27 protein-coding genes and 2 pseudogenes are annotated in these 25,701 nt (G+C 71.4%); 11 read left to right on the top strand and 18 right to left on the bottom strand.

All coding sequences use genetic code 11. The annotated features are described in order from the left end of the window. Positions 1–22: 22 nt before the first annotated feature. The 3 genes from ACIHAD_RS00860 to nucS form a co-directional block, all read right to left on the bottom strand. Positions 23–580 carry a GNAT family N-acetyltransferase gene (locus ACIHAD_RS00860; RefSeq protein WP_397352226.1) on the bottom strand — a complete coding sequence of 186 codons (558 nt, stop codon included), beginning with the start codon at positions 578–580 and terminating at the stop codon, positions 23–25. Between the two features lie 3 nt (positions 581–583). Next, positions 584–1,885, bottom strand: coding sequence for a carotenoid oxygenase family protein (locus tag ACIHAD_RS00855; RefSeq protein ID WP_397352225.1), 1,302 nt, complete (start codon positions 1,883–1,885; stop codon positions 584–586). Positions 1,886–1,990: 105 nt separating this feature from the next. Further along, positions 1,991–2,653, bottom strand: a complete 663-nt coding sequence (gene nucS / locus ACIHAD_RS00850) for an endonuclease NucS (protein ID WP_397352224.1) — start codon at positions 2,651–2,653, stop codon at positions 1,991–1,993. Positions 2,654–2,689: 36 nt separating this feature from the next. On the opposite strand from nucS, the gene ACIHAD_RS00845 reads away from it, so the two are divergent. From ACIHAD_RS00845 to ACIHAD_RS00835, 3 genes are read left to right on the top strand one after another with little or no spacing between them, the layout of a single operon-like run. Beyond that, positions 2,690–4,138, top strand: coding sequence for a 3-hydroxyacyl-CoA dehydrogenase family protein (locus ACIHAD_RS00845; RefSeq protein WP_397352223.1), 1,449 nt, complete (start codon positions 2,690–2,692; stop codon positions 4,136–4,138). Next, positions 4,135–4,425 (top strand): ATP/GTP-binding protein, encoded by a 291-nt coding sequence (locus ACIHAD_RS00840; protein ID WP_357971071.1) that lies wholly within the window; start codon positions 4,135–4,137, stop codon positions 4,423–4,425. The genes ACIHAD_RS00845 and ACIHAD_RS00840 overlap by 4 nt, the downstream gene beginning before the upstream one ends. Positions 4,426–4,435: 10 nt before the next feature. Then, complete coding sequence (locus ACIHAD_RS00835) at positions 4,436–5,140, top strand: alpha/beta hydrolase (protein WP_397352222.1); 705 nt, start codon at positions 4,436–4,438, stop codon at positions 5,138–5,140. Positions 5,141–5,397: 257 nt separating this feature from the next. Here the strand turns inward: ACIHAD_RS00835 and ACIHAD_RS00830 are convergent. Then, a pseudogene (locus tag ACIHAD_RS00830) lies at positions 5,398–5,737 on the bottom strand (DNA-binding response regulator); the annotation flags it as partial. Positions 5,738–5,858: 121 nt separating this feature from the next. Here ACIHAD_RS00830 and ACIHAD_RS00825 point away from each other — a divergent pair. From ACIHAD_RS00825 to ACIHAD_RS00815, 3 genes and pseudogenes are all read left to right on the top strand, one after another. Further along, positions 5,859–6,077 (top strand): annotated as a pseudogene (locus ACIHAD_RS00825) (SDR family NAD(P)-dependent oxidoreductase); the annotation flags it as partial. Positions 6,078–6,162: 85 nt separating this feature from the next. Next, positions 6,163–6,432: an SDR family NAD(P)-dependent oxidoreductase gene (locus ACIHAD_RS00820; protein ID WP_397352221.1), complete on the top strand. Its 270-nt coding sequence runs from the start codon at positions 6,163–6,165 to the stop codon at positions 6,430–6,432. Between the two features lie 131 nt (positions 6,433–6,563). Then, a complete protein-coding gene (locus tag ACIHAD_RS00815; protein ID WP_397352220.1) occupies positions 6,564–7,316 on the top strand; it encodes an alpha/beta fold hydrolase in 753 nt (250 codons plus the stop codon). Here ACIHAD_RS00815 and ACIHAD_RS00810 read toward each other — a convergent pair. The 3 genes from ACIHAD_RS00810 to mce all read right to left on the bottom strand — a co-directional run bounded on the left by ACIHAD_RS00810 (position 7,276) and on the right by mce (position 10,450). Beyond that, on the bottom strand, positions 7,276–8,397 hold the full coding sequence (locus ACIHAD_RS00810) for an AI-2E family transporter (RefSeq protein ID WP_397352219.1): 1,122 nt from the start codon (positions 8,395–8,397) through the stop codon (positions 7,276–7,278). The two genes, ACIHAD_RS00815 and ACIHAD_RS00810, sit on opposite strands and share 41 nt — an antisense overlap. A gap of 150 nt (positions 8,398–8,547) precedes the next feature. After that, entirely contained in the window at positions 8,548–9,837 is a 1,290-nt protein-coding gene (locus ACIHAD_RS00805) for a DivIVA domain-containing protein (protein ID WP_397352218.1), read from the bottom strand. A 190-nt stretch (positions 9,838–10,027) separates the two neighbouring features. Then, the gene (gene mce / locus ACIHAD_RS00800) at positions 10,028–10,450 is read right to left on the bottom strand and encodes a methylmalonyl-CoA epimerase (RefSeq protein ID WP_397352217.1); all 423 of its coding nucleotides are present in this window, start codon (positions 10,448–10,450) and stop codon (positions 10,028–10,030) included. Positions 10,451–10,536: 86 nt separating this feature from the next. On the opposite strand from mce, the gene ACIHAD_RS00795 reads away from it, so the two are divergent. Further along, a complete protein-coding gene (locus tag ACIHAD_RS00795) occupies positions 10,537–11,718 on the top strand; it encodes an acetyl-CoA C-acetyltransferase (RefSeq protein WP_397352216.1) in 1,182 nt (393 codons plus the stop codon). Positions 11,719–11,913: 195 nt separating this feature from the next. Here the strand turns inward: ACIHAD_RS00795 and ACIHAD_RS00790 are convergent, their stop codons facing one another. The 6 genes from ACIHAD_RS00790 to ACIHAD_RS00765 form a co-directional block, all read right to left on the bottom strand. After that, a complete protein-coding gene (locus tag ACIHAD_RS00790) occupies positions 11,914–12,195 on the bottom strand; it encodes a hypothetical protein (RefSeq protein WP_397352215.1) in 282 nt (93 codons plus the stop codon). After that, positions 12,188–12,811 (bottom strand): RNA polymerase sigma factor, encoded by a 624-nt coding sequence (locus tag ACIHAD_RS00785; RefSeq protein WP_397352214.1) that lies wholly within the window; start codon positions 12,809–12,811, stop codon positions 12,188–12,190. The genes ACIHAD_RS00790 and ACIHAD_RS00785 overlap by 8 nt, the downstream gene beginning before the upstream one ends. A gap of 145 nt (positions 12,812–12,956) precedes the next feature. Next, entirely contained in the window at positions 12,957–13,415 is a 459-nt protein-coding gene (locus ACIHAD_RS00780) for a hypothetical protein (protein WP_397352213.1), read from the bottom strand. Positions 13,416–13,662: 247 nt separating this feature from the next. Then, on the bottom strand, positions 13,663–13,815 hold the full coding sequence (locus tag ACIHAD_RS00775; RefSeq protein ID WP_397352211.1) for a hypothetical protein: 153 nt from the start codon (positions 13,813–13,815) through the stop codon (positions 13,663–13,665). A 242-nt stretch (positions 13,816–14,057) separates the two neighbouring features. Beyond that, entirely contained in the window at positions 14,058–14,729 is a 672-nt protein-coding gene (locus tag ACIHAD_RS00770; RefSeq protein ID WP_397352210.1) for a DUF4230 domain-containing protein, read from the bottom strand. A 59-nt stretch (positions 14,730–14,788) separates the two neighbouring features. Next, positions 14,789–16,120, bottom strand: coding sequence for a hypothetical protein (locus ACIHAD_RS00765; protein WP_397352209.1), 1,332 nt, complete (start codon positions 16,118–16,120; stop codon positions 14,789–14,791). Positions 16,121–16,349: 229 nt separating this feature from the next. Here ACIHAD_RS00765 and ACIHAD_RS00760 point away from each other — a divergent pair, with 229 nt between their 5' ends. From ACIHAD_RS00760 to ACIHAD_RS00745, 4 genes are read left to right on the top strand one after another with little or no spacing between them, the layout of a single operon-like run. Next, the gene (locus ACIHAD_RS00760; protein ID WP_397352208.1) at positions 16,350–16,901 is read left to right on the top strand and encodes a MarR family winged helix-turn-helix transcriptional regulator; all 552 of its coding nucleotides are present in this window, start codon (positions 16,350–16,352) and stop codon (positions 16,899–16,901) included. After that, the gene (locus ACIHAD_RS00755) at positions 16,885–17,823 is read left to right on the top strand and encodes a tetratricopeptide repeat protein (RefSeq protein ID WP_397352207.1); all 939 of its coding nucleotides are present in this window, start codon (positions 16,885–16,887) and stop codon (positions 17,821–17,823) included. The genes ACIHAD_RS00760 and ACIHAD_RS00755 overlap by 17 nt, the downstream gene beginning before the upstream one ends. 9 nt (positions 17,824–17,832) lie before the next feature. Beyond that, positions 17,833–18,462: an AAA family ATPase gene (locus ACIHAD_RS00750; protein WP_397352206.1), complete on the top strand. Its 630-nt coding sequence runs from the start codon at positions 17,833–17,835 to the stop codon at positions 18,460–18,462. Positions 18,463–18,518: 56 nt separating this feature from the next. Next, complete coding sequence (locus ACIHAD_RS00745; RefSeq protein WP_397352205.1) at positions 18,519–19,928, top strand: NAD-dependent malic enzyme; 1,410 nt, start codon at positions 18,519–18,521, stop codon at positions 19,926–19,928. An 81-nt stretch (positions 19,929–20,009) separates the two neighbouring features. Here the strand turns inward: ACIHAD_RS00745 and ACIHAD_RS00740 are convergent, their stop codons facing one another. The 5 genes from ACIHAD_RS00740 to ACIHAD_RS00720 form a co-directional block, all read right to left on the bottom strand. Beyond that, a complete protein-coding gene (locus ACIHAD_RS00740; protein ID WP_397352204.1) occupies positions 20,010–20,495 on the bottom strand; it encodes a hypothetical protein in 486 nt (161 codons plus the stop codon). Between the two features lie 71 nt (positions 20,496–20,566). Next, a complete protein-coding gene (locus ACIHAD_RS00735; RefSeq protein ID WP_397352203.1) occupies positions 20,567–21,619 on the bottom strand; it encodes a glycosyltransferase family 4 protein in 1,053 nt (350 codons plus the stop codon). 202 nt (positions 21,620–21,821) lie between these two features. After that, positions 21,822–23,372, bottom strand: a complete 1,551-nt coding sequence (locus ACIHAD_RS00730) for an FAD-dependent oxidoreductase (RefSeq protein ID WP_397352202.1) — start codon at positions 23,370–23,372, stop codon at positions 21,822–21,824. Positions 23,373–23,386: 14 nt separating this feature from the next. After that, positions 23,387–24,844 carry a glycerol kinase GlpK gene (gene glpK / locus ACIHAD_RS00725; protein WP_397352201.1) on the bottom strand — a complete coding sequence of 486 codons (1,458 nt, stop codon included), beginning with the start codon at positions 24,842–24,844 and terminating at the stop codon, positions 23,387–23,389. 85 nt (positions 24,845–24,929) lie between these two features. Beyond that, positions 24,930–25,694, bottom strand: coding sequence for an IclR family transcriptional regulator (locus tag ACIHAD_RS00720; RefSeq protein WP_397352200.1), 765 nt, complete (start codon positions 25,692–25,694; stop codon positions 24,930–24,932). Between the last annotated feature and the right edge of the window lie 7 nt (positions 25,695–25,701).

The raw sequence follows: 25,701 nt of genomic DNA, 5'->3' as shown, positions 1-25,701 counted from the left end.
TAAACCGGTAAGCCGTTGCTTACTAGCTCTGGGGCGGGCGCAGCATTCCCCAGACCGGCGGCCCGTCCGGCAGCGTGAACCGCTCGGTGACCACGAACCCGAACCTCTCGTAGAAGGGCACGTTGGACTCCTTGCTGCTCTCCAGGTAGACCGGCAGGCCGGCGCACCTGGCCAGGCCCGCGCGCATCAGCGCGCCCCCCACGCCGGTGCCCTGGAGCTCGGGCACCGTGCCGAGCTGGGCCAGGTACCAGTAGGGACCGCCGGGCTTGTGCCGGGCGAACTCCCCCTCCAGCAGCAGGCCCTGGTGCACCCGGTCGCCCATGGCCGCCACCAGGCCGGGAATCGCCGCCTCGTCGTCGGGCCGGTGGCCCGGCGGGTCCCACAGCGCGACCCCCGCCACGGCGCCGCCCCCGCTGAGCGCCGTCTCGGTGATCGCGTGCGTGTGCCGGGCGAGCGTGGCGAACATGCCCGCCGCGCCCCGGTTGCCGGGCAGCAGCCACCCGATCACCGGATCGTCGTGGAAGGCCCTGGCCAGCGCCTGGCCCGCGGCGTCGAAGTCGTCAGACTCCCTGATCTCCACCGGTCATCCCTCCGCGAACCACGAGCCGTGGAAGCCCGCCGGCACCCGCCTGGGCAGCCGCACCGACGCGACGTCGGACAGATCGCTCGCGTCCAGCACCACCAGCTCGGACGACTCCCCGGAGGTGACGATCGACAGCAGCCATCCCTCGTCCTCGCCCGTGGCGCCCTCGGCCGGCACGAACACGGCCTCGCCGGTGGCGCCGCCGGTCGTCCTGACCCGGGCGGAGCCGTCGCGCTGGTCGTACTTGACGACGGCCTCGGCGCCCACCGTGTAGAGGTAGCGGCTGGGCCGCCCGAGCAGGTCCTCGTTGAACGTGGGGAACTCCACGCCGCGGTCGTCCAGCGCCTCCTCCCTGGCCGTGCCGTCGGCCGGGTCGAGGGTCCAGCGGTGCAGGACGGCCGCGCCGGCGGCGCCCGCGTGCCTGGCCGGGTCGGCGGCGCCGCCGATGCGGTCCCAGATGGTGGACCAGGCGCCGGGGGAGTAGCGGGCGGCGTTCAGGACGACGCGTCCCCGCTCGTCCTCCCAGGCGTTGCCGACGTGGAACACGTAGCAGGGGTCGATGTCGAACCAGCGCGTCGGGCCGCCCGCCCTGGGGGTGACGCCGATCCTGGCGCCGTAGCCGTCCTCCCACGCGTACGGCATGCCGTGGCGGTTCAGGTCGAACACCACGGGCAGGTCGAGCCAGACCAGGTGGTGCTCGGTGACGGCGAAGTCGTGCATCATCGTCGGCCCCGGCACCTCGATCTCCCTGCTCTCCACCAGCTCGCCGGCGGCCGAGAGCCGGTGGTAGGTGAGGAACGGCGGGAAGTAGCCGTAGCCGAAGAAGTGCAGCTCGCCGGTGAGCGGGTCCTGCTTGGGGTGGGCGGTCATCGCGGTGGTCAGCCGCCCGCCGAAGTCGCACGGGCCCACGGTGGCCAGTTCGGGCGTCACCTCGTGCGGCAGGCCGTTCTCCACCAGCGCCAGGACGCGCCCGGCGTGCCGGACGACGTGCGTGTTGGCCGTCACGGCGGCCAGATCGACACCGGCGTCGGTGACGAACGGCGCGTCGTCGGTGAACTTCTTGGTCCGCACCCACCGGTTGCGGTACCACTCGGCCCGCCCGTCCCGCAGCCGGACGCCGTGCAGCATGCCGTGCCCGGCGAACCAGTGACCGGGATCCTCGCCCGGCCGGGGATTGGGCCCGTTGCGGAAGTAGCGCCCGGTCAGCTCGCCGGGGAGCACACCCGTGACCTCCAGGTCGCGCGCCTCGATCTCGTCGGGGACGGGCGCCAGATCGCCGCTGAGGTACGAAGGATCGCTCATGAACACTCCAATCTCGATAGGTCGAAACTAGAATGTCCAGGAGCGACCTGTCAACACAGGAATATCAGGCCGGGGAAAACCCGGCCCCCATGAGGGCCGGGAGGGTCAGAAGAGGGTCGGGTTCTCCGGCTCGATGCCGCGCAGGGCGTCGTAGTCGAGGGTGACGCAGTCGATGCCCCGGTCGGCGGCGAGCACGCGCGCCTGCGGCTTGATCTCCTGCGCCGCGAACACCCCGCGCACCGGCGCGAGCAGCGGGTCGCGGTTGAGCAGCTCCAGGTAGCGGGTGAGCTGCTCGACGCCGTCGATCTCGCCGCGCCGCTTGATCTCGATCGCCACCGTCGCGCCGAGCGCGTCACGGCAGAGGATGTCGACCGGCCCGATGGCCGTCATGTACTCGCGGCGGATCAGCGAGTAGCCCTGGCCCAGGGTCGTGATGTGCTCGGCCAGCAGCTCCTGGAGGTGGGCCTCCACGCCGTCCTTGATCAGGCCGGGGTCGACGCCCAGCTCGTGGCTGGAGTCGTGGATGATCTCCTCCATCGTCAGGACCAGTTTCTCGCCGGTCTTGCCGTGGGTGACCGTCCAGGTGCCGCCGTCCTCCTTGAGCTTGCACGGCGGGTTCATCCAGTTGAGCGGTTTGAAGGCGCGGTCGTCGGCGTGGATGCTGACGCTCCCGTCCGCCTTGATGAGGACGAGCCTTGGCGCCATCGGCAGATGCGCCGTGAGCCGTCCGATGTAATCCACGCTGCATCGCGCGATGACCAGCCGCATGACGCCCCACCTTAGCGGCTCTGGAAAACTGGTCGCATGGCGTTTGAAACGGTGGGAGTTGTCGGGCTCGGCACGATGGGCGCCGGGATCGCCGAGGTCTTCGCGCGTGCCGGGCTGCGGGTGATCGGGGTCGAGGCCGACGCCGAGGCGCTGGCCAGAGGGCGCGGGCACGTCGAGCGCTCCACGGCCAGGGCGGCCGACCGGGGCAAGCTGACGGCCGAGCAGCGGGCCGGGATCCTGGGGCGGATCATGCTGACCACCTCGCGCGAGGACCTGCGCGAGGTCGACCTCGTGATCGAGGCGATCCCCGAGGTGCTCGACCACAAGATCTCGCTGTTCCAGGACCTCGACCGCGTCTGCAAGCCCGAGACCGTGCTGGCCACCAACACCTCCTCGTTGCCGGTCACCGCCGTCGCCGCCGCCACGGGCCGGCCCGAGCGGGTGGTCGGCATGCACTTCTTCAACCCGGCGCCGGTCATGCGGCTGGTCGAGGTGGTGGGCACGGTGGTGACCGCGCCCGGCGTGGTCTCCGAGATCTGCGAGCTGGCCGGGCGGCTGGGCAAGACGGCCGTCCCGGCGGGCGACCGGGCCGGGTTCGTGGTCAACCGGCTGCTCCTGCCCTACCTCAACCACGCCGCCGTCCTGCTGGAGCTGGGCATCGCCACGCGCGACGGCATCGACGACGCCATGCGGCTGGGCGTGGGGCTGCCGATGGGGCCGTTCGCGCTGCTCGACCTGATCGGGCTCGACACCGCGTACGAGGTGATGGAGGTGCTGTTCGACGAGACGCGCGACCGCCGGCACGCGCCCTCGCCGCTGCTGCGCGAGCTGGTCACCGCCGGGCTGCTCGGCCGCAAGACCGGCCACGGCTTCTACGGGCCGCAGGAGCCGCCCAAGGAGCCGGAGAAGTCCACGGTCATCACGTTCGGGATCGACGGGCCCGACGTCCACGGGCTCGGCGAGCGGCTGCGGGCCTCCGGGTTCAGCCCGTCCGATTCGCCCGACACCGTGCTGCGGTGCACCGACCGTCCCGTGATCGAGTACGCCGCGCGCCTGTCCGACCCCACCAGGATGGTCGGCGTCCACGTCGTCGGCCACAAGGTGGCCGAGCTGGCCGGCACCGCGCTCACCTCGCCCGGGGCCGCCAAGGCGGCGCGCGACCTGATGCGGGTGGCCGGGCTGGTGCCCGTCTCCTGCAAGGACCGGGCCGGGTTCGTGGCCGACGCCCTGCTCTTCCCCTACCTCAACGACGCCGTCCGCATGTACGACGCCGGCTACGCCTCCATCGCCGACATCGACGCCGCCATGCGGCTGGGCTGCGGCTACCCGGCCGGTCCGTTCGAGATGCTGGCCTACCTCGGCCTGGCCAGGGTCCGCGACGGCCTGCGGGCCCTCTACGCCGAATACCGCGAGCCCGCCTTCGCCCCCGCCCCCCTGCTCGACCAGCTCGTCACGGCCGGTGTGAGCGAGTTCCCCCGCCCATGAGCCCCCGCCGTGCCCGCCGGAGGGACGACTCCCGCCCTCTCGGCCTTCCCACCGGCAACGACAAGGTGGAGGAATGGCCGGACGGCGACTGGAAGGTACGCATGCTCACGGGCGCGTCCTCGACCAAGACCTACCGCTGCCCCGGCTGCGACCAGGAGATCCTGGGCGGCAGGCCGCACCTGGTCGCCTGGCCCGACTGGCCGGGCGGCGACGAGGAGCGCCGCCACTGGCATCCGGCCTGCTGGCGCAAGAGACTCGACCGCGGCCCCGGCCGCAGCCGCTACTAGGAGGACCCCCGTGGAGATTCGCGCGGCCACTGTGCTACCCGCCAGACGTGACCCGATCGAGCTGCAGACGGGCGACGGCCTGACCCTGGTCGGTGAGCTGGCCCAGCCCCTCGACCGGCCGCCCGTGGCGACCCTGGTGACCCTGCACCCGCTGCCCACCCACGGCGGGTTCATGGACAGCCACGTCTACAAGAAGGCCGCCAACCGGCTGCCCGCGCTCGCCGACCTCGCCGTGCTGCGCTTCAACACGCGCGGCACCAGCTCCGAGCGCGGCACCTCCGGGGGCACGTTCGACGGCGGCGAGGGCGAGCGGTTCGACGTGGCGGCGGCGCTGGAGTACGCCGAGTTCCACGACCTGCCCCGGGTGTGGGTGGTGGGCTGGTCCTTCGGCACCGAGCTGACCCTCAAGTGGGCCCACGACCCCCTGGTCGAGGGCGCGATCCTGCTCTCGCCCCCGCTCCACAGGGCCACCGACGACGACCTCGACGCCTGGGCCCGGTTCGGACGGCCGCTGGTGGCGCTGGTGCCCGAGTTCGACGACTACCTGCGTCCCGAGGAGGCCCGGCGGCGCTTCGCCAGGGTGCCGCAGGCCGAGGTCATCGGCGTGGACGGCGCCAAGCACCTGTGGGTGGGCGAGCCCTACGTCCGGATCGCCCTGAACGAGATCGTCCGGCGGGTCAATCCGGGGGCGTACCCACTGCCGACGGACATCTGACGGTCACCTCCAGCCCGCCCGCCGGCCGCGCGGCCACCTCCGGCGTGCCGTGATGGGCCTGGACGACGGCGGCGACGATCGACAGGCCGAGCCCCAGCCCGTCGCCGACCGAACAGGCCGCTGTAGAGCAGCGTCAGCCGCAGCCGTACGGTCCGCCGCACGCCGGGGCACCTCCGCTCGTGTCCGAGGCCCGGCCCGCTCCGGGTGCCCGGTGATCCCGCCAACAGCAGCTCGTCGTCCGGGCCGGAGGCGGCCGGCCAGCCGGCCTGCGGCACGGTCTCGATCAGCGGCGGGTCGCCGAGCTTGCGGCGCAACCGGCTGACCGTCACCTTCACGGTCCGCGTGAACGGGTCGGCGAACTCGTCCCACCCGCGTTCGAGCAGCTGCTCGGCCGAGACGACCGCGCCGCCGGCCGACAGCGGCAGCTCCAGCACCGCGAACTCCTTCGGGCTGAGCGCCGGCCGGGTCGTTGACGGCCGCGCGTTCCAGCCCGGCGTGCCCGTCCAGTGCCACGTCGACGACCATGCCCTCGCGGCGCAGGCCGGTGGCCACGGTGTGGGCCAGCTCCTCGTGGTCCTCGACGATCAGCACCCTCATGGTCCGCCCAGCATGCCCGGAGCGGGGTTACAGCGGGGTAACGACCGTCGTTCCCGGGCGGTAACCGGGGGCACGGTTCGCCATGAGCTTTTCGGGGCTGCCCGTCCTGTCCTGATTCGGGGTGGGACGGGCATGGCGCAGGACGGGGAAGATCCGTAGAATCTTGTTCGGTTCCGAGCGAGGAGGCACTGTGGGCGCGTTCGACCTGTCCGGCAGGACGGCTCTGGTCACCGGGGCGTCGAAGGGCATCGGACGGGCCATCGCGCTCGCCTACGCCGCCGCGGGCGCCGACGTCGCCCTGGTCTCCAGGTCGGCCGAGACCCTGGCCGAGGTCGGCAAGGAGGTCGAGGCGCTCGGCAGGCGGGCCGTCGTGATCGCCGCCGACCTCACCGACCGCGACGTACGCCGCCGCCAAGGCCGGGCTGGTGGCCCTGACCAAGACGCTCGCGGCCGAGTGGGCGTCGGCGGGCGTCCGGGTCAACGCCCTGTGCCCCGGCTGGACGGCCACCGACCTCAACCGCAACCTGTGGGAGGACGAGGCCACAAGCGCCGCCACGATCGCCGGCGTGCCCATGCGGCGGTGGGGGACGCCGGTGGAGATGGCCCAGCCGGCCGTGTTCCTGGCGGGGGAGGCGTCGTCGTACATGACCGGGCAGGTGCTCTTCATCGACGGCGGGGCCACCGCGATCGGCTGAGCCTGCTCGCGCGGCGGGCGGGCATATCGCGGTATACCGGCATACGTCAATAAGTGATTGTCAACGGGAACCGGGCTACCGTGTGGTCCGTGCAGCTCTACACGAGATCGGCCGGGACCGGACTCCCGGTTGTGCTGCTTCACGCGTTCCCGCTGTCGTCGGCGATGTGGCTGGCCCAACGCGAAGGGCTGTCGAGGGTCTGCCGGGTCGTCACCCCCGACCTGCGCGGGTTCGGCGGCTCCCGGCTGGGCGACGACGAGCCCTCCCTCGACCTGATGGCCGACGACGTCGCCGCGCTGCTCGACGAGGAAGGCATCGATCGGGCGGTGGTCGGCGGGTTGTCGATGGGCGGCTACGTGACCATGGCCTTCTGCCGACGGCATCCCGACCGGGTGCTCGGCGTGATCCTGGCCGACACCAAGGCCGGCCCCGACCCGCCCGCGGCCAGGGACAACAGGGAACGCATCGCGCGGGCCGTCCTGGACGAGGGGAGCGAGGTGCTGGTCAGCGAGGTGCTGCCGGCGCTCATCGGCCCCACGACCAAGGAACGCAGGGCCATGGTCTTCGGCCGGGTCAAGGGCCTGGTGCAGTCGGCCCCGCCGGGAGCCGTGGCCTGGGCGCAACGGGCCATGGCCGCCCGTCCCGACTCCTTCGGCACGCTGGGCGAGCTGAAGGTGCCCCTGCTGATCGTCGTGGGGGAGGAGGACGAGCTGTCGCCGCCGGCCGACGCCGAGGCCATGGCGCGGGCCGCGCCCGAGGGCAGGCTGGAGGTCATCCCCAAGGCCGGTCACCTGAGCGCGGTCGAGCAGCCGGAGGCGTTCAACGCGACGGTGACCGAGTTCCTCAGGACCGAGCTTGGCGGGGCAGCACGATCTCCCGGATGATCAGCGCGATGGCGGCGGCCACCGGGATCGCCAGCAACGCTCCGACGATGCCGAGCAGGGCGCCGCCGAACAGCGCGGCGATCACCGTCACGGCGGGCGTCACGTCCACCGAGCGCTTCATCACCCTGGGGTAGATGAAGTAGTTCTCGACCTGCTGGTAGACCACGAAGAAGATCGCGCACGCGATGCCGGCGGGCAGCGACTGCAGCAGCGCGACCCCGGTGACGAGCACCGCGCCGATCGTGGCGCCCACCAGCGGGATCAGGTCGGTCAGGGCCACGACGAGGGCGAGCGCGAGCGCGTACTGCACCCCGGCGATCGACAGGAAGATCCACGTCAGCACGCCCGCGATGACCGAGATGAGCACGTTGCCCGCGACGTAGCCGCCGATGCCGGTGAGGATCTGCTCGGTGATGGCCGACGTACGCGACCGGCGCGAGGCCGGGACGAGCTTGAGCAGGTACTCCTTGATCGTGTGCAGCGAGCCGAGGAAGTACAACATGAGCACCAGCAGCGTCACCGTGGTGAACACGCCGTTGAGCACCACCAGCCCCGCGCCCATGATGCCGCTGGCCAGCGCGGGCCCCAGCGTGCTGGTCACGAACTGGCGCACCTGCGCGAGCACGTGGTACTCGGCCTCGATCTGGCGGACCGTCGGATGGTTGCTCAGGTCGGTGATGTAGCCGGGCACGGCCGCGATGAACTCCGACAACTGCTGGCTGACCGGCGGCACCACGGCCAGGCCGAACAGCGTGAACGCCACGATCACCCCGGTGAACACGATCGAGATCGCCAGCCGCCTGGCCAGGCCGCGCCGCTGTAACGCCTCGACCGCCGGGTTGAGGCCCACGGCCAGGAACATCGCCACGACGATGAGGATGATCGTGCTGAGCGACTTCTCGATCATCTGCGCGAGCGCGATGGCGGTCAGCACGCCCAGCCCGCCCACCAGCCCGAACAGGAACGGCCCGCGGGCCAACGGCTTGCCGGGCAGCCCGTACGGCGCCGCCTCCTCGGACGGCCCGGCCTCCTGGGGCGACTTGGCCTCCTCGGCGGTCCTGGGCTCGGTTTCTGCGGACACGGAGGGCTCCTAGGGGGACGGGAGATGTCGGGATACACGTGTCGGTGAAGCGGTGTCGTGAAACAGAAAGAGAGCCTAGCGACCCAAGGTCACCAGGCTCTCTTTCCAGCCGTGCTCAGCCCCCGTGTGCAGTCTCCGTCTAGCCCGCCGTCACTCCTGCCACCACTCCGCGTCGTCCTCGCTCCTGGCCTCGACCTTGGGAGCGGGCGTCGTGGGCGGCGCGGCCGGCTCGGCGGCCGGGGCCGCGATGGCCGGCTTGGCCGGGGCCGCGGCGACCGCGGGCTCCGGCTCCAGGCCCGGCAGGGCGGCGCCGCCGAGCAGCTGGCGCAGCTGGGCCAGGTGGCTGGTGATGCTGTCGCGCTGCCTGGTCAGCTCGTCGACCTGGCGCTGCATCGTCGTACGGGTGCGCTCGGCGTCGTTCTTCGCCTCGGTGACGATGGTCTCGGCGCTGGTCTTGGCCTCCGACATGATCGTCTCGGAGCTCTTGCGGGCGTTCGCGACGAGCTGCTTGGCGTGCAGGTCGGCCTCGCGGCGCGTCTGCTCGGCCTGCTGGGTGGCCTTCGTGGCGCGCGACTCGGCCGTGGCGGCCCGCTGCTCGGCCTCGGCGACCATCTTCTGCGTGTTGGCCTGGGCGGTGGCGTGGCGCTCGGCCTCCTGGCGCTCGGCCTCCTCCCGGCGGGAGGCGAGCTGGATCTCGAACTCCGCCTCGTCCTGGGCCCGCTTGGCCTCCGACTCCTCCAGCACCCGCTGAGCCTGTGCGCGCATCTCGTCGGCCTGCCGCTTGGCGGTGGTCAGCACCTCGTCGCGCTCGCGCTTGGTCGAGGCGCGCAGCTGCGCCACCTCGCGCTCGGTGGTGGTGCGCAGCTTGGCGATCTCGCGCTCGGCGTCGGCCCGCTTCTCGGCCACCTCGTGGTCGGCGGTGGCCCGCAGCTTGGCGGCCTCGCGCTCGGTGGTGTTGGTCAGCTCGTCGGCCTCGCGGCGGGCGGTGGAGCGGATCTCCTCGGCGTCCCGCTCGGCGGTGGAGCGCATGTCGTCGCTCTCGCGCGTGGCCTGGGCCCGCTTCTCGGCGGCCTCGGCCTCGGCGGCTGCCCGCAGGTCGGCCGCCTCGACCTTGGCGGCGGCCTTGATCTCGTTGGCCTCGGTCCTGGCGGCCTGCACGAGCTCGGTGGCCTGCTCCTCGGCCAGGCGCAGCAACTGCTCGATGCGGGCGCCGAGACCGGAGTACGTCGGACGCTCCTGCTCCTGCAACTGGCGCTGGGAGTCGGACAGATCGCGCTGCAGGTTGGTGGCCTGCTCCCTCGCCTGGCGTAGCTCCAGGTCGAGCTGCTTGAGGTGATCGTGTACCTGGTGCCGGTCGTAGCCCCTGAGCACGACGTCGAACTCGCGTGCCGGGGCGTCCTCGAAGAAGTTGTTGAGCTGGGCGTCGATGTCGGACTGCATGGAGGCTCGATCCTGGGTTGTCGAGACGGCTACACGGGCCGGACGGGGGGTTCGGGGCAGCCGAGCCAGGAGCCTGTGCCTCGCGGCAGACTCCCTGTCCGGTGGGAAGCCAGCGTACTCCGCTGGTGCCACCTTCGGGCCCCGTCCAGCTTTCTGCGTGACTAGTTACTTATGTACGAATATCTGTTTGCTAGCGCGAGGCTGCTTGGACCAACTCGGTGAGCATTCCTCCCACATCTTTGGGATGCAAGAACGCGATCTGCGACCCCATGGAACCGTGGCGCGGACGTTCGTCGAGCACCCTCACGCCCTTCTCGTTGATCTTAGTCATGGCCTCGGTGACGTCGGAAACCCCAAATGCCACATGGTGGACACCTTCGCCCCGCTTAGCGAGGAATTTTCCCACAGGCGAGTCGTCGGAGAGCGGTTCCAGCAGCTGAATGTAGGAGCCCCCGCCCTCGCCGTCGGCGATGTGCAGCATGGCCTCCTTGACGCCCTGCGCCTCGTTGACCTCGCGTGCCACGACGGTCAGTTCGAACGTCTCCGAGAAGAACGCGATCTTCTCCTCCAGGTCGTGGCAGGCGATCCCGATGTGGTCGATGCGCATGAACATTGTGTGGCCTACCTCCATAGCGGGCGAGCTCCTACTCGTGGGTATGGTGTCAAAGAACCCCCCATGAACACAGGAGGCCGCCGCCAATGTCCAGTTCCGTCATCGTCGCCGGAGCTCGTACCCCCATCGGCAAGCTGCTCGGCGCCTTGTCCGGGCTGCCCGCCGTCGAACTGGGCGGCATCGCCATCAAGGCCGCGCTGGAACGTGCCGGAGTGGCCCCCGAGGCCGTCGAGTACGTGATCATGGGCCAGGTCCTCCAGGCGGGGGCCGGCCAGATCCCCTCCCGCCAGGCCGCGGTCAAGGCCGGCATCCCGATGACCGTGCCCTCGCTGACCGTCAACAAGGTCTGCCTGTCGGGCCTCGACGCCATCGCCCTGGCCGACCAGCTCATCCGCGCCGGCGAGTTCGACATCGTGGTCGCGGGCGGCATGGAGTCCATGACCAACGCCCCCCACCTGCTGCCCGGGCTGCGCAAGGGCGTCAAGTACGGCGGCTCCGACGTGGTCGACTCGATGGCCAACGACGGACTGTTCTGCGCCTTCGACCAGTGCGCGATGGGCGAGTCGACCGAGCGGTACAACGCCAGGCTCGGCATCGGCCGCGAGGAGCAGGACTCCCTGTCGGCCCGCTCCCACCAGCTCGCCGCCGCCGCGACCAAGAACGGCGTCTTCGAGGAGGAGATCGTCCCGGTCGAGATCCCGCAGCGGCGTGGCGAGCCGGTGATCGTCCGGGAGGACGAGGGCGTACGCGGGGACACCAGCGTCGAGACGCTGGCCAAGCTGCGCCCGGCCTTCGCCGCCGACGGGACCATCACCGCCGGGTCGGCCTCGCAGATCTCCGACGGGGCGTGCGCCGTGGTGGTCATGTCGAAGGCCAAGGCGGAGGAGCTCGGGCTGCCGTGGCTGGCGGAGATCGGACGGCACGGCAACGTGGCCGGGCCCGACGCGTCCCTGCAGTCGCAGCCGGCCAACGCCATCAAGCACGCGCTGTCCAAGCAGGGGCTCACCGCGGACGACCTGGACCTGGTCGAGATCAACGAAGCCTTCGCCAGCGTCGTGCTGCAGTCGGCCAAGGAGCTCGGGGTGCCGCTGGACAAGGTGAACGTCAACGGCGGCGGCATCGCGCTGGGGCACCCGATCGGTGCCTCGGGGGCGCGGATCGTGCTGACGCTGGCGTACGAACTGAAGCGGCGAGGCGGCGGGCTCGGGGCGGCGGGGTTGTGCGGCGGGGGTGGGCAGGGGGACGCGCTCATCATCCGCGTTCCCTGACCTTCCTGAGCCCGCCCCCCCGTTGCCTGGCTACCGGGTGGGCTTGTCGGCGCCTTCGGCGCCCATGGCCCACCCAGCCCGTCGCCTGGCTACCGGGTGGGCCCGCTGGAACCCGACCATGAGGGCCGCCTTGGGCGTTTCATGGTCGGCGCTGCCCACCCGGTCACCGCCACCCGTGAACGATGGGGGCACCCCTCAACGGCGCCCACTCGCCGTACGCCGCCCGTCCGACGGAACCAGCTCGCACCGCCCCTCGGAGCAGGACCGCTGCATCCGTCCCATGGACACGAGCTGCACCAACGCCATGACCCAGCACGCCGGACACCCCCGCAGGGCGATCGCCCCGACGATGGCCAGCACCAGGCTGACCGGCCCCACCAAGGGGATCAGCGCGACCGACGCGACCAGCGCGCCGAAGCCCAGTGCGCCGCGTGCCAGATGCCGGGGCAGTGACGCCCCCGCAGCGTGATCAGTCATGGAGGGCTCCTTGGGACAGCAGGCCGTGCACGGTCGCACGGGCGCGGTGCAGGCGGGACTTCATCGCGGGGACGCTCAGCCCGAGGGCGTCGGCGACCATACGGCCGCTGAGGCCCTGGACGTCCCGCATGATGAGCACCCGTCGCTGGTCGGCGGGGAGTGCCGCGATGGCGGCGGCCACCCGCGCGGCCTCCAGGCGCTCGAACATCTCCTCCTCGGCCGACTGTGCGGCGGCCGAGGAAGGCACGGGCGGGTGGGGGCGCAGCATCAGGCGGGCCCGCCTGATGCATTCGTTGCGGATGATCCGGAACATCCACGAGGCCAGCGCTCCGGACGCGCGCAGGGTGCCGATCTTGCGGTACAGGACGATCAGCGCCTCCTGGGCGGCGTCCTCGGCGTCCTCGGGCGTGGCGCACAGGGTGTGGGCGAAGCGCCGCACGTGCGGGTGGGCGCCCGACACCAGCGCGGCGATCGAGTCGGCATCCCCTGCGCGGGCCGCGCTCACCAGCCTCTCGTCCGACCACGCCCGCCCGGCCGCGCCGGAGGAGACCGGCCGCTCGTCCGACCACGCCTGCCGTGCGGGGCCGGGCGTGTCGAGGTGCTGCGGGTCAGTCACGATTCTTGCCCCTTCGCCGCAGGACGACCACACACGTGCAGATCAGTACGGCCGCCACCCCGACCGCGATGCCAACCACCATGACGAACTCCCATTGTCTCGTTCAGCTGTACGGACATGAGAGGCATCAACCCCCGAAAAGGATTCAGGAGGTACGGGTGAAGTCGGCGATCCAGTTCGTCTCCCAGGTCGCCCCGCCGTCGGGGGAGAACCGCTGCTCCCAGCGGCACGACTCGCCGGTGATGTCCGACCAGACGTACGCGACCTCGATCGGCCGGCCGTCGTACACGTCGTCGCAGGTGAACACCCCGCGCCCGGTGTCGTCGAAGCGGCCCACGACGGGCGGCAGGGACATGCCGGTGGCGCTGCCGGCCCAGTAGAGCGCCCATTCGTCGGCCGCCTTGTCGTACAGGCGTAAGGTCACCCCGGCGGAGCCCTCGCTGGGGAAGGTGACCTCGTCGATGTTGCCGGCGCCGTCCAGGACGCTCCAGCACCTGGTGTGGCCGGTGAACTCGTACCACTCGTCGCTGCCGGCCAGCGCCTTGCGCAGCCGCCGCTGCCGTGAGGTCCAGGTGCCGACGAAGAAGTCGAAGCTGTTGTCCATGCCCGGACGGTAAGCGTCGATCCCTGACATCTTCCGTCAGTGTCCCTGGCGGCGGCGCGTTCACGCCGTACGAGCCCCCGCGACGTACGGCGTGAACGCGCGACACCCCGGTCCCACCAGGAACGGGAACCGGGGTGTCGCAGACGCTGCGCTCGGGCCGGCCAGGAATCCGGCACCGGACGCGCCCCCTAAGGGGGCATTTCAGCCCGGCCGCGAGGGAGGTTGCGGCCGGGCTGCTTGTGGGACGTCATGAAGCCAGGAACTTGGCGAAGACCGAGCGGTGGCGACGCTCGGAACGCTGTCCCTTCAGCGCTTCCCGTACGCGCCGCTGCTCGGCGGCGGCCTGACGGAGTTCGGCGGCGTGGTGCTGCATGACGGTGTATTCGAGTTCGGCGTTCATCCGAGTGCTCCTGCTGTTCGTGTTCCTTGTTCCCTGCACTCTTGAGACTCCTCCTAAGGCCCCTCCCGCCACATCGGGCGGATGTCCTATCTGCCGGGGTTCGGGCAGGTAGGGAGGTACTTAGGCGGACGCGTCCATGGACTAAGGACGCGCGGGGATACCTAGGCGGGAACACGGACGGACCGCCTCAACCGAGGTGAGGCGGTCCGCCGGCAGGGCCGGAACGCAGGTCGGGGACGGGGTCAGGGCTCGTCGGTGAACTTGACGGTCACCTTGGAGAACCCCAGCGACCTGAGCATGCCCGTGAGCATCGACTTGGTGTTGGCGTCCGCCCGCGCCCGCAGGTCGCTGGCCACGGCCGCCTCGGTGATCTTCTTCTCCGCCAGCAGGTAGAGCTCGCGCTGGTCGCCCGGGGAGCCCGACAGGAAGTCCTGGACGCGGTCGAGCAGGCCACGCTGCTGGGCGAACACGTACGAGCGGTTGTTGTCCAGGTTGGGCTTCTCCAACTGGGCGCGCGGGAGCCGGACGGTGGCCTCGGTGCGGTCCTTGTTCACGGTCACCGCGCCCGCCGCCATGGCCGAGAAGTCCACGTACGCGTCGACGCCGCCGGCGCCCACGAACAGCGTGCGGGTGCCCTTGACGGCGTCGGGCAGGAAGTTGGCGTCCTTCTCCAGGTCGACGACGACCTGGAAGGTGCCCGTGGCCGCCTCGAACCGGCTCAGGTCCTTGATGGACTGCAGCAGCACCGGCTGGCTGCGGTCGACGGTCTGCTCCCCGAACGGGTTGAGCCAGGTCCAGGCCAGCCGGCCGCCCACCACGAGCAGGACCGCCAGGACGAGGAACCCCGCCGCATATCGCCACCTGCGGCGCCGCCGGGGAGCCAGGTCCGGCGGCGTCGTCTGGGATGTCGTCATGGGGCATGACTACCCGCTGGGCGATCATCAGTGCCACCCGTACGGTGACATCTTCGTCGTCAGCCGGAGGTGCCCGCGGTGCCGGGGTCGGGGTAGACCGGGTAGACGTGGTTGCTCTCGGGCGTGGCGCCGGCGGGAGGCGTCATGACCGCGGTGGGGGCCGGACCGCCGCCGAAGTGCGTGCTGGACAGGCGGCACGCCTGGAAATCGCTGTAGAACATGCGCAGCCACTCCCTGCGCTGGTGCTCGTCGAGGCCGGAGAACCAGGACGCGGCGTACTGGTGCTCGGGCAGCGGGCCGCCGGGCAGCGGCTCGCCGCGCAGCCAGGCCATCACGATCTCCCGGTAGCCGTCGGCCGGCGTGCCGGGGCAGCGGGCGGCCAGCGCGTCGATGTACTCGTAGGCCGCCTCCTCGGCGAACCCCGCCGACAGGTCGGGCACGTGGATCGGCGCGAGGCCGTTGGAGGGCTTCAGCGGCTCGTCCAGCGGCCGCTGCTCCACCCGCGTGAACGCGGCCGGCGTGCCGGCCAGGCGCGAGGCGATCTGCGTGAACACCGCGCCCAGCTCGGTCTGCCCGGCCCGCATCCCGGGATGCAGGCAGACCGTGATCGGCCATTCCTGGCAGGCGTAGGCGATGTCCTCGGCCGCGGCCGGCTTGGGGTGGGCCAGCATCCGCGACACGCCCATGCCCGCCGCCAGCACGGCCAGCAGCGCGCACGCCAGCACCAGGGCCTGCCTGGTCACCAGCGCCGCCCAGCCGAGCAGCAGCGCGCAGGTGATGCCGAGCAGCCAGATCGTCTGGTCGAAGAACGGCGCCCCGCCCAGCCCCTGGAACAGGTCGTACGGCTCGCCCGTGCCCGGCACCAGCCGGTCGGCCAGCCCCCGGTCGTCGGCCAGCCACGAGAAGGCGACATAGCAGGCGAGCCCGGCGATCGGCGGCGTGAGCGCCTTGGGAACGACCCAGCCGGCCACCCACCCGATCACCGCGTAGAGCGCCAGGCCCGCCATGCCCATGCCGAGGCCGGACAGGCTCAGCCGCCCCGCCTGGTCGGTGAGCACGGTCTTGACCGCCAGCACCAGCACCGTCGCGCCGAACGAGCCCAGCACCACCACCACGATCGCCAGCGGCGCCTTGAGCGCCCGCCACGTGGTCAGCGAACGCCCGCGCAGGGCGCGCCGCTTGCGCAGCGCCACCCACGCGGCGAACGCGGCCGCCACGGGCCCGGTCATCCGCAGCGAGCCGATGACCGCGGCCAGGATGTTCTCCCACGCGTCGACGCCTGGAATCAGGACGTTCCACGCCGCGACCAGGCCGAGAGCGAGCAGGACCGCCACTGTCACGGCCGCGCTGTGCTTCAGCTCCTCGCGTGTAACGCCCGAGTGCTCACGCACCCTGTATCCCGTTGAAGTTCACCAAGCACCCCCCGTGCCCCTGGCAAAGCGGAAGAATGCCAGCCCCAACCCGTCCCCACGGCAGATGGACTTGGCTTCCGCGTCACCTTACGTAAGAGAACCATAACGGAGCGTGATGATTGACGGTCGGATTCTTGGTCAAGCGGTGAAGCCTGTCGCTCCAGGTAGCCCGACGAAACCGGGACGAGAGGCGCGCTAACGTAGCGCTGTGTCCCAGCCGAAGCCGCTCAATCTGCCGTTCGATCCCATCGACCGCGCCGCGGAGAGCTGGCGTGCCCGCTTCGGGCCTTCCTCCGCGATGGCCGCGGTCACCTCGATCATGAGAGCACAGCAGATCCTGCTGTCGCAGCTCGACTCCCTCCTGAAGCCCCACGATCTCACCTTCGCCCGCTACGAGGCGCTGGTCCTGCTGACCTTCAGCCACACCGGCTCGCTGCCGCTGTGGAAGATCGGCGAACGGCTGATGGTCCACCCCACCAGCGTCACGAACACGGTTGACAGGCTGGAGAAGTCCGGGTTCGTCTGCCGCCTGCCCAACCCCCGCGACGGCCGCGGCGTGCTCGCCGAGATCACCGTCAAGGGCAGGGAGGTCGTGCGCCGGGCGACGGACGACCTGATGGCCGCCGAGTTCGGCCTGACGATGTACGCCGAGGACGAACTCCAGCAGATCTTCGACCAGCTCCGCACGCTCAGGGTGGCGGCGGGTGACTTCGCCGGCCCGTCCATGCGGCAAGATGAGGAGCATGGCGGACTTCTCTAGGCCCGGGTCGCTCTACGGAGCTGTGGACCTGGGCGCGCGCAAACAGGCACTGGAGGCCCAGGCCCGGCGGGAGACCGTCGGTCCCCAGGGGGCCACCTCGGCCTCGGTCGTCGACGTGACCGAGGAGACGTTCACGACGGACGTCATCGACCGTTCGATGACCGTGCCGGTGGTGCTCGACCTGTGGTCGCCGAGGGCGCCGGGCAGCGCCCAGCTCAGCCCCGTGCTGGAGAAGGTGATCGGCGACCTGGGTGGCCGGGCCGTGCTGGCCAAGGTCAACGTCGACACCAGCCCCCAGATCGCGCAGGCGCTGCGGGTGCAGGCCGTGCCGACCGTGCTGGCCATCTTCCAGGGGCAGGCCGTCACCGGCTTCCAGCAGGTGCTGCCCGAGCAGGAGGTGCGCCGCTGGCTCGACGAGCTGATGGGGGCGGTCGAGCAGTTCTACGAGGCCAACCCCGACGCCCGGCCGCCCGCGGCCGAGGAGGGGCCGGAGGTGCCCGCCGGGCCGCCCGCCGACCCCGACCTCGTGGCGGCCGAGCAGGCCATCGACGCCGGAGACCTCGACGCGGCCGAGGCGGCCTACCAGCGCCTGCTGGCCCGCGTCCCCGGCGACGAGGACGCCAAGATGGGCCTGGCGGGCGTCGGCCTGATCAAGCGCACCTCCGAGGCCGACCCGGCCGACGTGCAGCGGCGCGCCCAGGACCCGTCCGACATCGACGCGCAGCTCCTCGCCGCCGACCTGGAGATGCTCTCCGGCGCGGTCGACGAGGCGTTCGAGCGCGTCGTGGCCGTGGTCAAGCGCACCTCGGGCGACGACCGTGACCGGGCCAGGAAGCACTTGCTCGGACTTTTCGATGCGTTGCCGACAGACGACCCATCTTTGGTGAAAGCGCGTAGAGCATTGGCGAGCGCCCTGTTCTAACCTGGGGGTATGCGGGTCGTCACGATCTCCGCGGCCTACGGCACGGCCGGCAGCCACATCGGCCCGGCCGTCGCCGAACGGCTCGGCGTGCCCTTCGTCGACCGTGCCATCCCCAGCGCGGTCGCCAAGGAACTCGGGTGCACGCTGGAGGAGGCGCTGGCCCACGACGACCGCGCCGAGCACGGCCTCGGCCGGCTGTTCTCCGGCGCCATCCGGCTGCCCACGGTCACCTTCGGCGGCGTGGACATGTACGTCCCGGGCGCGATGCCCCTGCCGCCGGAGGAGTTCGTCCGGCGCACCGAGCGCATGATGAAGGAGATGGCCCTCGCCCAGGGAGGCGTCTTCCTGGGCCGGGCCGGGGCCCTGGTGCTGGCCGACCATCCGGGCGCGCTGCACGTCCGGCTCGACGCGCCGATCAAGCGCCGGATCCGCCAGACGGCCACGCTGAGCGGGACGAGCGAGCGGGAGGCGAAGTCCGTCATCGAGGACAACGACCGGGCCAGGACGGCGTACGTGCGCCACTTCTACCGGGCGGATCCGGGCGATTCGTGCCATTATCACCTTGTGCTCGACAGCACCACGATCCCCGTCCCCGCGTGTGTCGAACTGATCGTCCTCGCTGCGACGGCACTGGATTGACCTGATGCCCCCTATCCTGGGATGACTTCTTGGTCAGTCCCGAAGGAGCGATTGACGTGGCGACCGTCCCGAGTGTGTCGTACTCCATAACCGTGCGTCTTGAGGTGCCGGCAGGCGGCAAGGCCGTGAGCCAGCTCACCCACGCCGTAGAGTCGGCCGGAGGCGTGGTGACCGCCCTCGACGTCACCAATGCGGGCCACGAGAAGCTCCGCATCGACGTCACCTGCGCCGCCCGTGACACCGACCACGCGCAGGCCATCGTCGACCAGCTGGAGGCCGTCGAGGGCGTCGTCATCCACAAGGTGTCCGACCGCACGTTCCTCATGCATCTCGGCGGCAAGATCGAGATGAAGTCGAAGGTGCCGCTGCGCAACCGCGACGAGCTGTCGATGGCCTACACCCCGGGCGTGGCGCGCGTGTCGATGGCCATCGCCAGGAACAAGGAGGACGCCCGCCGCCTGACCATCAAGCGCAACTCGGTGGCCGTGGTCACCGACGGGTCGGCGGTGCTGGGGCTGGGCAACATCGGGCCGGAGGCGGCGCTGCCGGTCATGGAGGGCAAGGCGGCCCTGTTCAAGCGGTTCGCGGGCATCGACGCCTGGCCGATCTGCCTCGACACCCAGGACGTCGACGAGATCGTCCGCACGGTGCAGTTGATCGCGCCCGGGTTCGGCGGCATCAACCTGGAGGACATCGGCGCGCCGCGCTGCTTCGAGGTCGAGCGCCGGCTGCGCGAGCTGCTGGACATCCCGGTCTTCCACGACGACCAGCACGGCACGGCGATCTGCGTGCTGGCGGCCCTGACCAACGCGCTGCGCGTGGTGAACAAGCCCATCGAGAACGTCAAGATCACGATGGCCGGCGCCGGCGCGGCCGGGAACGCGGTGCTACGGCTGCTGCTGGCCGCCGGCGCACGCAACGTGGTGGTCTGCGACTACCTCGGCGCCGTGCACAAGGGCCGCGACGACCTCGACGAGTCGCTGCGCTGGATCGCCGAGCACACCAACGCCGACGGCTACGCGGGCGACCTGCGCGGCGCGGTCAAGGACGCCGACGTGTTCGTGGGCGTGTCCGCGCCCGGCATCCTGACCGGCGACGACATCGCGACGATGGCCAAGGACTCCGTGGTGTTCGCGCTGGCCAACCCCGAGCCCGAGGTCTCGCCCGACGACGCGCGCGAGCACGCCGCGGTGGTGGCGACCGGGCGCTCCGACTACCCCAACCAGATCAACAACGTGCTGGCCTTCCCGGGGGTGTTCCGGGGGCTGCTCGACGCGCAGGCCGGCGGGGTGACGCAGGAGATGCTGCTGGCCGCGGCGGGCGCGCTGGCGGCGGTGGTGACGCCGGAGGAGCTGGGCCCCAACTACATCGTGCCGAGCGTGTTCCACCCCGACGTGGCGACGGCGGTGGCGGCCGCGGTCCGCGAGAGCGCCGGCGGCCGGGCCCGAGGCTTCACCGAGGCGTGACGCGTGAGGGGCCGATCCATCCGGGTTCGGCCCCGTACGCCAGACGGAAGCCGTGAAGACGGATGGCCGGGAGCGGACCGTCTACGTGTGGGTGACGGCGGGGATGAGGCGGTAGCTTTCCTGGAAGACCAGGTTGTGGGCGTCGGCGGCGGCGATGGCGCGCAGCGTGGTGAGCTGGCCGGCCGCGTCCGAGTGGCCGTAGACGTTCAGCGGCCAGTCGCCCACCGTGTTGCCGCGCAGGTGCGGGTGGTGGAAGTCGGCGCCGTAGTGGGCCACGATCGCGATCGGCAGGATGTCCTTGTCGCGCTGCTCCGGCCAGGTGAGTGACCACATGGCGTTGAGCCCGCCCTCCTGAGACCTGGTGAGCCCGCTGGCCACCACCTGCCCCGTGCCGAGGAGCAGGTCGGCGTTGAACTCGTCCAGCGTGGCCCGCGCCACGGGGTCGAGCAGCTCGACCGCCGTGGCGAACAGGCGTTCCTTGTCCTCCCGCGCGGTGACGCCGCCGTGGACGCCGTCGCGCAGGTCGGTGAAATGCCTGATCAGGGCCTCGTTCATGGCAGTGCGCATGCCTACCCTCTTCCCCCGGGACGGCGGCGACACCCCGTGCGGCGGCGATGCGCCGCACGGGTACGCCCAGGTCAGGCGGCGAACGGGGCCGGACACCGGTCGCGGATGGCCAGCTCGTAGATCTTCTCGTAGGCCATGGCCATGCCGAGCGCGTCGAAGTTGCGCCTGACGTGCATGCGGCAGTCGGCCGGGTTCAGGCCGCCCGCGGCTGCGACGGCCTCGGCCAGGTCGGCAGGGTCGTCGCAGACGTAGCCGGTGATGCCGTCGACCAGGACCTCGCCCACGGCGCCGCCGCGCAGCGCGACCACCGGGGTGCCGCTCGCCATGGCCTCGGTCATCACCATCCCGAAGGACTCCTCCCGGCGGCTGGGGAAGAGCAGGCAGTGCGCGTTCGCCAGCAGCTCGCGCTTGCGCGGGCCGTCGGCCTCGCCGACGTAGACGGCGTCGTCGCCGAGCCGGGGGCGGATGTGGGTGTCGAAGTAGTCCTGCTCGGACGGCTCGTTCAGCCCGCCGGCGAGCAGGATGCGCCGTCCGGCCTTCCGGGCGGCGTCGATGGCCAGGTGGGCGCCCTTGTCGGGGCTGAACCGGCCGAGGAAGAGCGTGTAGTCCTCCTTGCGCTCGCGGAATGGGAAGCTCTTGAGGTCCACGCCGTTGTGCACGGTGCCCACCCAGTTGAGGTCGGGGGCCTGCATCCGCTGGAACGTCGAGGTGGACACCAGGCCGACGGAGTCGCCGAGCCGGCGGCAGCGCTCGGCCTGCTCGCCCGAGGCCGGGCCGTGCACGGTCGTCACCGTCGGGATCCGGGGGGTCAGGGCGGTCAGCGGGCCGGTCGGGGAGTGGTCGTGGACGACGTCCACGTCCAGGTCCTCCAGCCGGACGCCGGGGACCGCCGTCCCAGGGGCGGGTTCGTCCAGCGGGTGGGAAGGGGGTTCGGTGTAGGCGGCGAGGAAATGGGCGGAGGTGCCAGGACGGCCGGCTCCGATCAGGGTGACCTGGTGGCCCAGTCTGAGCAGGGACCGCGCGAGGTCGTCCATCATGACCTTGACACCGCCGTACGAGCGGGGCGGGTTCTCGAACCTCGGGGGAGTCACCATCGCGATGTGCAGCCGGGACTTGGCGGACATGACGTCACCTCCGTTGGGGCGGCAGAAGAGGGTTCAGCCGGTCGGCGGCCCGCCGCCTCGATGCGGGCCCGGGGGTTCCCGGCGGCCATCGGCGACGGACGCAGACGTTGCCGATTCCCGGAATCGACCGCTTTGAACCTGTGATCTGCGGTGACGCCCGTCACCCGGCCGCGGTGGCGGGGGCGCCGCGGCCGGGTGACGGTCAGCCGAGGAGCTGCTCGATCCGGGTGCGGACGTCGGGCGTGTCGAGCCCGCGCACGGTGAGCGTGGTACGTCGGCGCACGACGTCGTCCACGGTGGCCGCCCACTCGTGGTCGCGGGCGTAGACGGCCTGGGCCCAGATGTCGGGCCCGTCGGGGTGGATGCGCTCGCCGAGCGAGGGGTCCTCGCGGATGAGCCGGGCCACGTCGAAGGCGATCGTGCCGTAGTGGGTGGCCAGGTTGCGGGCGACCAGCGGGTCCATGCGGGCGCCCGGCTCCCGTTCGGTCCACAGGCGCATGGCGACGGCGTCCGGGCTGGCCAGGCCGGGCAGCGGCACGGCCGGCAGGATGGCCGCCAGGTCGTCGCCGAGCGGCCTTCCCGGCAGGCGGGCGAGCGTCTCCAGGACGTGCCTGCCGATGTGGCGGTACGTCGTCCACTTGCCGCCCGCGACCGACAACATGCCGCCCGCGCCCCTGGTCACCACGGTCTCCCGCTTGGCGGCCGACACCTGGCCGGGGCCGCCGGGGAGCACCCGCAACCCGGCGAAGGCGTAGGTGATGTCCTCGCGGCGGAGCTGGCAGTCGCGTACGGAGTGGCCGGCCTCGTCCAGGATCTGGGCGATGTCGGCGTCGGTGGCGCGCACGTCGGCCGGGTCGCCCTCGTACGCCTCGTCGGTGGTGCCGAGCAGCAGGTGGTCCTCCCACGGGATGGCGAAGGAGACCCGGTACTTGTCGATCGGCGTGGTGAGCGCGGCCTTCCACGGGTCGTGGCGGCGCATGACCAGGTGGGCGCCCTTGGACAGCCGGATGCTCGGCGCGGCGTGCGGGTCCTCCATCCGCCGCAGGTGGTCCACCCACGGGCCGGTGGCGTTGAGGACGAGCCGGGCGTCCACCCCGAACTCGGTGCCGTCGAGGCGGTCGCGCAGCTCGGCCCCGGTCACGTTGCCGCCTGACTTGCGCAGTCCGACGACTTCGGCGTGGTTGAGCACGACCGCGCCCGCGTCCACGGCGGCGCGCACGGTCATGACGGCGACGCGGCTGTCGTTCATCTGGTGGTCGCCGTAGACGGCGGCGGCGCGCAGGCCCTCGCTGCGCAGCGCGGGCACCCGGGACATGGCCTGGTGCGGCGTGATGACCTTGCCCATGCCGTCGCCGAACACCGACAGCGCGGAGTACAGGAAGACGCCGGCGCCGAGCTTGGCGGCGCCGTGCGGGCCGCCCTTGTAGATCGGCACCAGGAAGGTGAGCGGTTTGACGAGGTGGGGCGCGATGTCGGCGGCCAGGGCGCGGCGTTCGCGGTGGTTCTCGGCGACCAGCTTGACGTTGCCGGTCTGCAGGTAGCGCAGGCCGCCGTGGACCAGTTTGGACGACGCGCTGGAGGTGGCCCCGGCGAAGTCGCCGGCCTCGACCATCGCCACCCGCAGCCCGGCCTGTGCGGCCATCCAGGTGACGGAGGTGCCGAGGATGCCGCCGCCGATCACCAGCAGGTCGTACGTGGCGCGGGAGAGCTCGTCCCGGATCTCGGCCCGGTCGGCGCCGATGGCGATGTTCATGACGTGCTCCAGTCCTACTGTTCGACCCAGTCGAGGGTGCGGGCCACGGCCTTCTTCCAATTGCGGTACTCCCGCGCGCGGGCCTGTTCGTCGATCTCCGGCCGCCACTCCGACGCCTTGTGCCAGTTGGCGCGCAGGCTGTCGAGGTCGGGCCAGTAGCCGGTGGCCAGGCCGGCGGCGTACGCGGCGCCGAGCGCGGTGGTCTCGGCGACCATCGGCCTGATCACGGGAACCGCCAGCACGTCGGCCAGCGTCTGCATGAGCAGGTTGTCGGCCGTCATGCCGCCGTCGGCGCGCAGCGTGGTCAGGTCGAGCCCGGAGTCGGCGTTCATCGCGTCGACGACCTCGCGGGTCTGCCAGGCGGTGGCCTCCAGGACGGCCCGCGCGATGTGGCCCTTGGTGACGAACCCGGTCAGCCCGGCGATCACGCCGCGGGCGTCGGAGCGCCAGTGGGGCGCGAACAACCCCGAGAAGGCCGGGACGAAGTAGCAGCCGCCGTTGTCGTCGACGGTCTTGGCCAGCGTCTCGATCTCGGCGGCGCTGGAGATCAGGCCCAGGTTGTCGCGCAGCCACTGCACCAGCGAGCCGGTGACGGCGATCGCGCCTTCGAGCGCGTAGGTGGCCGGGCCGTCGCCGATCTGGTAGCCGACGGTGGTGAGCAGGCCGTGCCGGGAGACGACGGGCTCCTGGCCGGTGTTCATCAGCAGGAAGCTGCCCGAACCGTAGGTGCTCTTGGTCTCGCCGGGCTCGAAGCAGGTCTGGCCGAACAGCGCCGCCTGCTGGTCGCCGAGCGCGGAGGCCACCGGCACGCCGGCCGCGGTGTGGCCGTAGACCTCGGCGGACGGGCGGATCTCCGGCAGCATCGCGCGCGGCACGCCGAGGGCGGCGAGCAGCTCGTCGTCCCAGCTCAGCGTGTGGATGTTCATCAGCATCGTGCGGCTGGCGTTGGTCACGTCGGTGAGGTGGCGGCCGGTCAGGTTCCACAGCAGCCAGCTGTCCATCGTGCCGAACAGCACCTCGCCGCGCTCGGCCCGCTCCCGCAGCTCGTACGCGTCGAGCAGCCAGCGGATCTTCGGCCCGGAGAAGTACGTGGCCAGCGGCAGCCCCGCCTTCTCCTTGAACAGCCCCTCGTGCTCGGCGAGCGTGCGGGTGAGCGCGTCGGTGCGGGTGTCCTGCCACACGATCGCGGGGCAGACGGGACGCCCGGTCCCCCGGTCCCACAGGACGGTGGTCTCGCGCTGGTTGGTGATGCCCAGCGCGGCGATGTCGAGCCCCTCGGTGGCCTCGGCCATGACGGTGCGGACCGACTGCCAGATCTCCTCGGCGTCGTGCTCGACCCAGCCCGGCTTGGGGAAGATCTGGCGGTGCTCGCGCTGGGCGACGGTGACGATGTTGCCGGCCTGGTCGAAGACGATGCACCGGCTGGACGTGGTGCCCTGGTCTATGGCTGCGATGTAGTGCGGTCGAGGCACGAGGTTCCTCGCTTGGGAGTCGGGGTTCGACATTGTCGAACGATGTGAGCGATGTTACGTGTTTGCCCCGGTGTTGTTCAACCGGTCATCTGGCCAGATCTCGGGTGATCGCGCGGGCGGCGTCGCGGACGTAGGAGACATACTCCATGGTCAGGGCCCCGTCGGCGGTCAGTCGTTCGACCGCGCCCCGGATGCCGATGGCGCCCACCACGAGGCCGCGCGGGTCCTTGATGGGAGCCGCGATGGCGACCTCGCCCTCGGTCAGCTCCTCCATCTCGGCAGCCCATCCCCGCGCCCTGACCTGCTCCAGGTCCTCCTCCAGCTTGGCGGCGTCGACCAGCGTCCGGTCCGTGTACGCCGGCAGCGGCGGCGCCGCCAGGGACTCCCCGTAGGGGTCGTAGGCGAGCAGCACCTTGCCGAGCGCGCTGGCGTGCGTCGGCAGGTAGGTGCCGACCTGGAGGGTCTGCATGCTGTCGTCGGGGCGGAACACGTGGTGGATCACCAGCACGTGGCCCTCGTGCAGGGTGCCGATCCAGGCGCTCTCCCTGCTCCGCCCGGCCAGGGCGTCGGCCCAGTTGATCGAGCGGGTGCGCAGCTCGTTGACGTCGAGGTAGCTGCTGCCCAGGTGGAGCAGCGTGGCCCCGAGCCGGTACTTGCCGGTCGTCGCGTCCTGCTCGACGAAACCGACCCGGACCAGCGTGCGCAGGATGCCGTGGAGCGTGCCCTTGGGCAGGCCCAGCGCCCTGGCCAGCTCGGCCACGCCGAGCTGGCGGGGGCCGGAGGCGAGCAGCCGCAAGATCGCGGCCGCCCGCTCCACCGATTGAATCGTCTCTCCCACGGCGGCAACCATAGCGCAG

This window comes from Nonomuraea sp. NPDC052265 (assembly GCF_044547985.1).
Classification (GTDB): Bacteria; Actinomycetota; Actinomycetes; order Streptosporangiales; family Streptosporangiaceae; genus Nonomuraea.
This window is presented reverse-complemented; position numbering and strand designations above follow the sequence as displayed.

Coding starts and splice junctions, on each gene's coding strand:
- mce (WP_397352217.1), bottom strand. CDS start 10,450: ATGTTCATGCGCATCGACCACATCGGGATCGCCTGCCACGACCTGGAG.
- ACIHAD_RS00840 (WP_357971071.1), top strand. CDS start 4,135: ATGAGCCCCCGCCGTGCCCGCCGGAGGGACGACTCCCGCCCTCTCGGC.
- ACIHAD_RS00750 (WP_397352206.1), top strand. CDS start 17,833: ATGCGGGTCGTCACGATCTCCGCGGCCTACGGCACGGCCGGCAGCCAC.
- ACIHAD_RS00855 (WP_397352225.1), bottom strand. CDS start 1,885: ATGAGCGATCCTTCGTACCTCAGCGGCGATCTGGCGCCCGTCCCCGAC.
- ACIHAD_RS00775 (WP_397352211.1), bottom strand. CDS start 13,815: ATGAACGCCGAACTCGAATACACCGTCATGCAGCACCACGCCGCCGAA.
- ACIHAD_RS00720 (WP_397352200.1), bottom strand. CDS start 25,694: ATGGTTGCCGCCGTGGGAGAGACGATTCAATCGGTGGAGCGGGCGGCC.
- nucS (WP_397352224.1), bottom strand. CDS start 2,653: ATGCGGCTGGTCATCGCGCGATGCAGCGTGGATTACATCGGACGGCTC.
- ACIHAD_RS00780 (WP_397352213.1), bottom strand. CDS start 13,415: ATGGACAACAGCTTCGACTTCTTCGTCGGCACCTGGACCTCACGGCAG.
- ACIHAD_RS00790 (WP_397352215.1), bottom strand. CDS start 12,195: ATGACTGATCACGCTGCGGGGGCGTCACTGCCCCGGCATCTGGCACGC.
- ACIHAD_RS00795 (WP_397352216.1), top strand. CDS start 10,537: ATGTCCAGTTCCGTCATCGTCGCCGGAGCTCGTACCCCCATCGGCAAG.
- ACIHAD_RS00735 (WP_397352203.1), bottom strand. CDS start 21,619: ATGTCCGCCAAGTCCCGGCTGCACATCGCGATGGTGACTCCCCCGAGG.
- ACIHAD_RS00730 (WP_397352202.1), bottom strand. CDS start 23,372: ATGAACATCGCCATCGGCGCCGACCGGGCCGAGATCCGGGACGAGCTC.
- ACIHAD_RS00845 (WP_397352223.1), top strand. CDS start 2,690: ATGGCGTTTGAAACGGTGGGAGTTGTCGGGCTCGGCACGATGGGCGCC.
- ACIHAD_RS00770 (WP_397352210.1), bottom strand. CDS start 14,729: ATGACGACATCCCAGACGACGCCGCCGGACCTGGCTCCCCGGCGGCGC.
- ACIHAD_RS00755 (WP_397352207.1), top strand. CDS start 16,885: ATGGCGGACTTCTCTAGGCCCGGGTCGCTCTACGGAGCTGTGGACCTG.
- ACIHAD_RS00740 (WP_397352204.1), bottom strand. CDS start 20,495: ATGCGCACTGCCATGAACGAGGCCCTGATCAGGCATTTCACCGACCTG.
- ACIHAD_RS00805 (WP_397352218.1), bottom strand. CDS start 9,837: ATGCAGTCCGACATCGACGCCCAGCTCAACAACTTCTTCGAGGACGCC.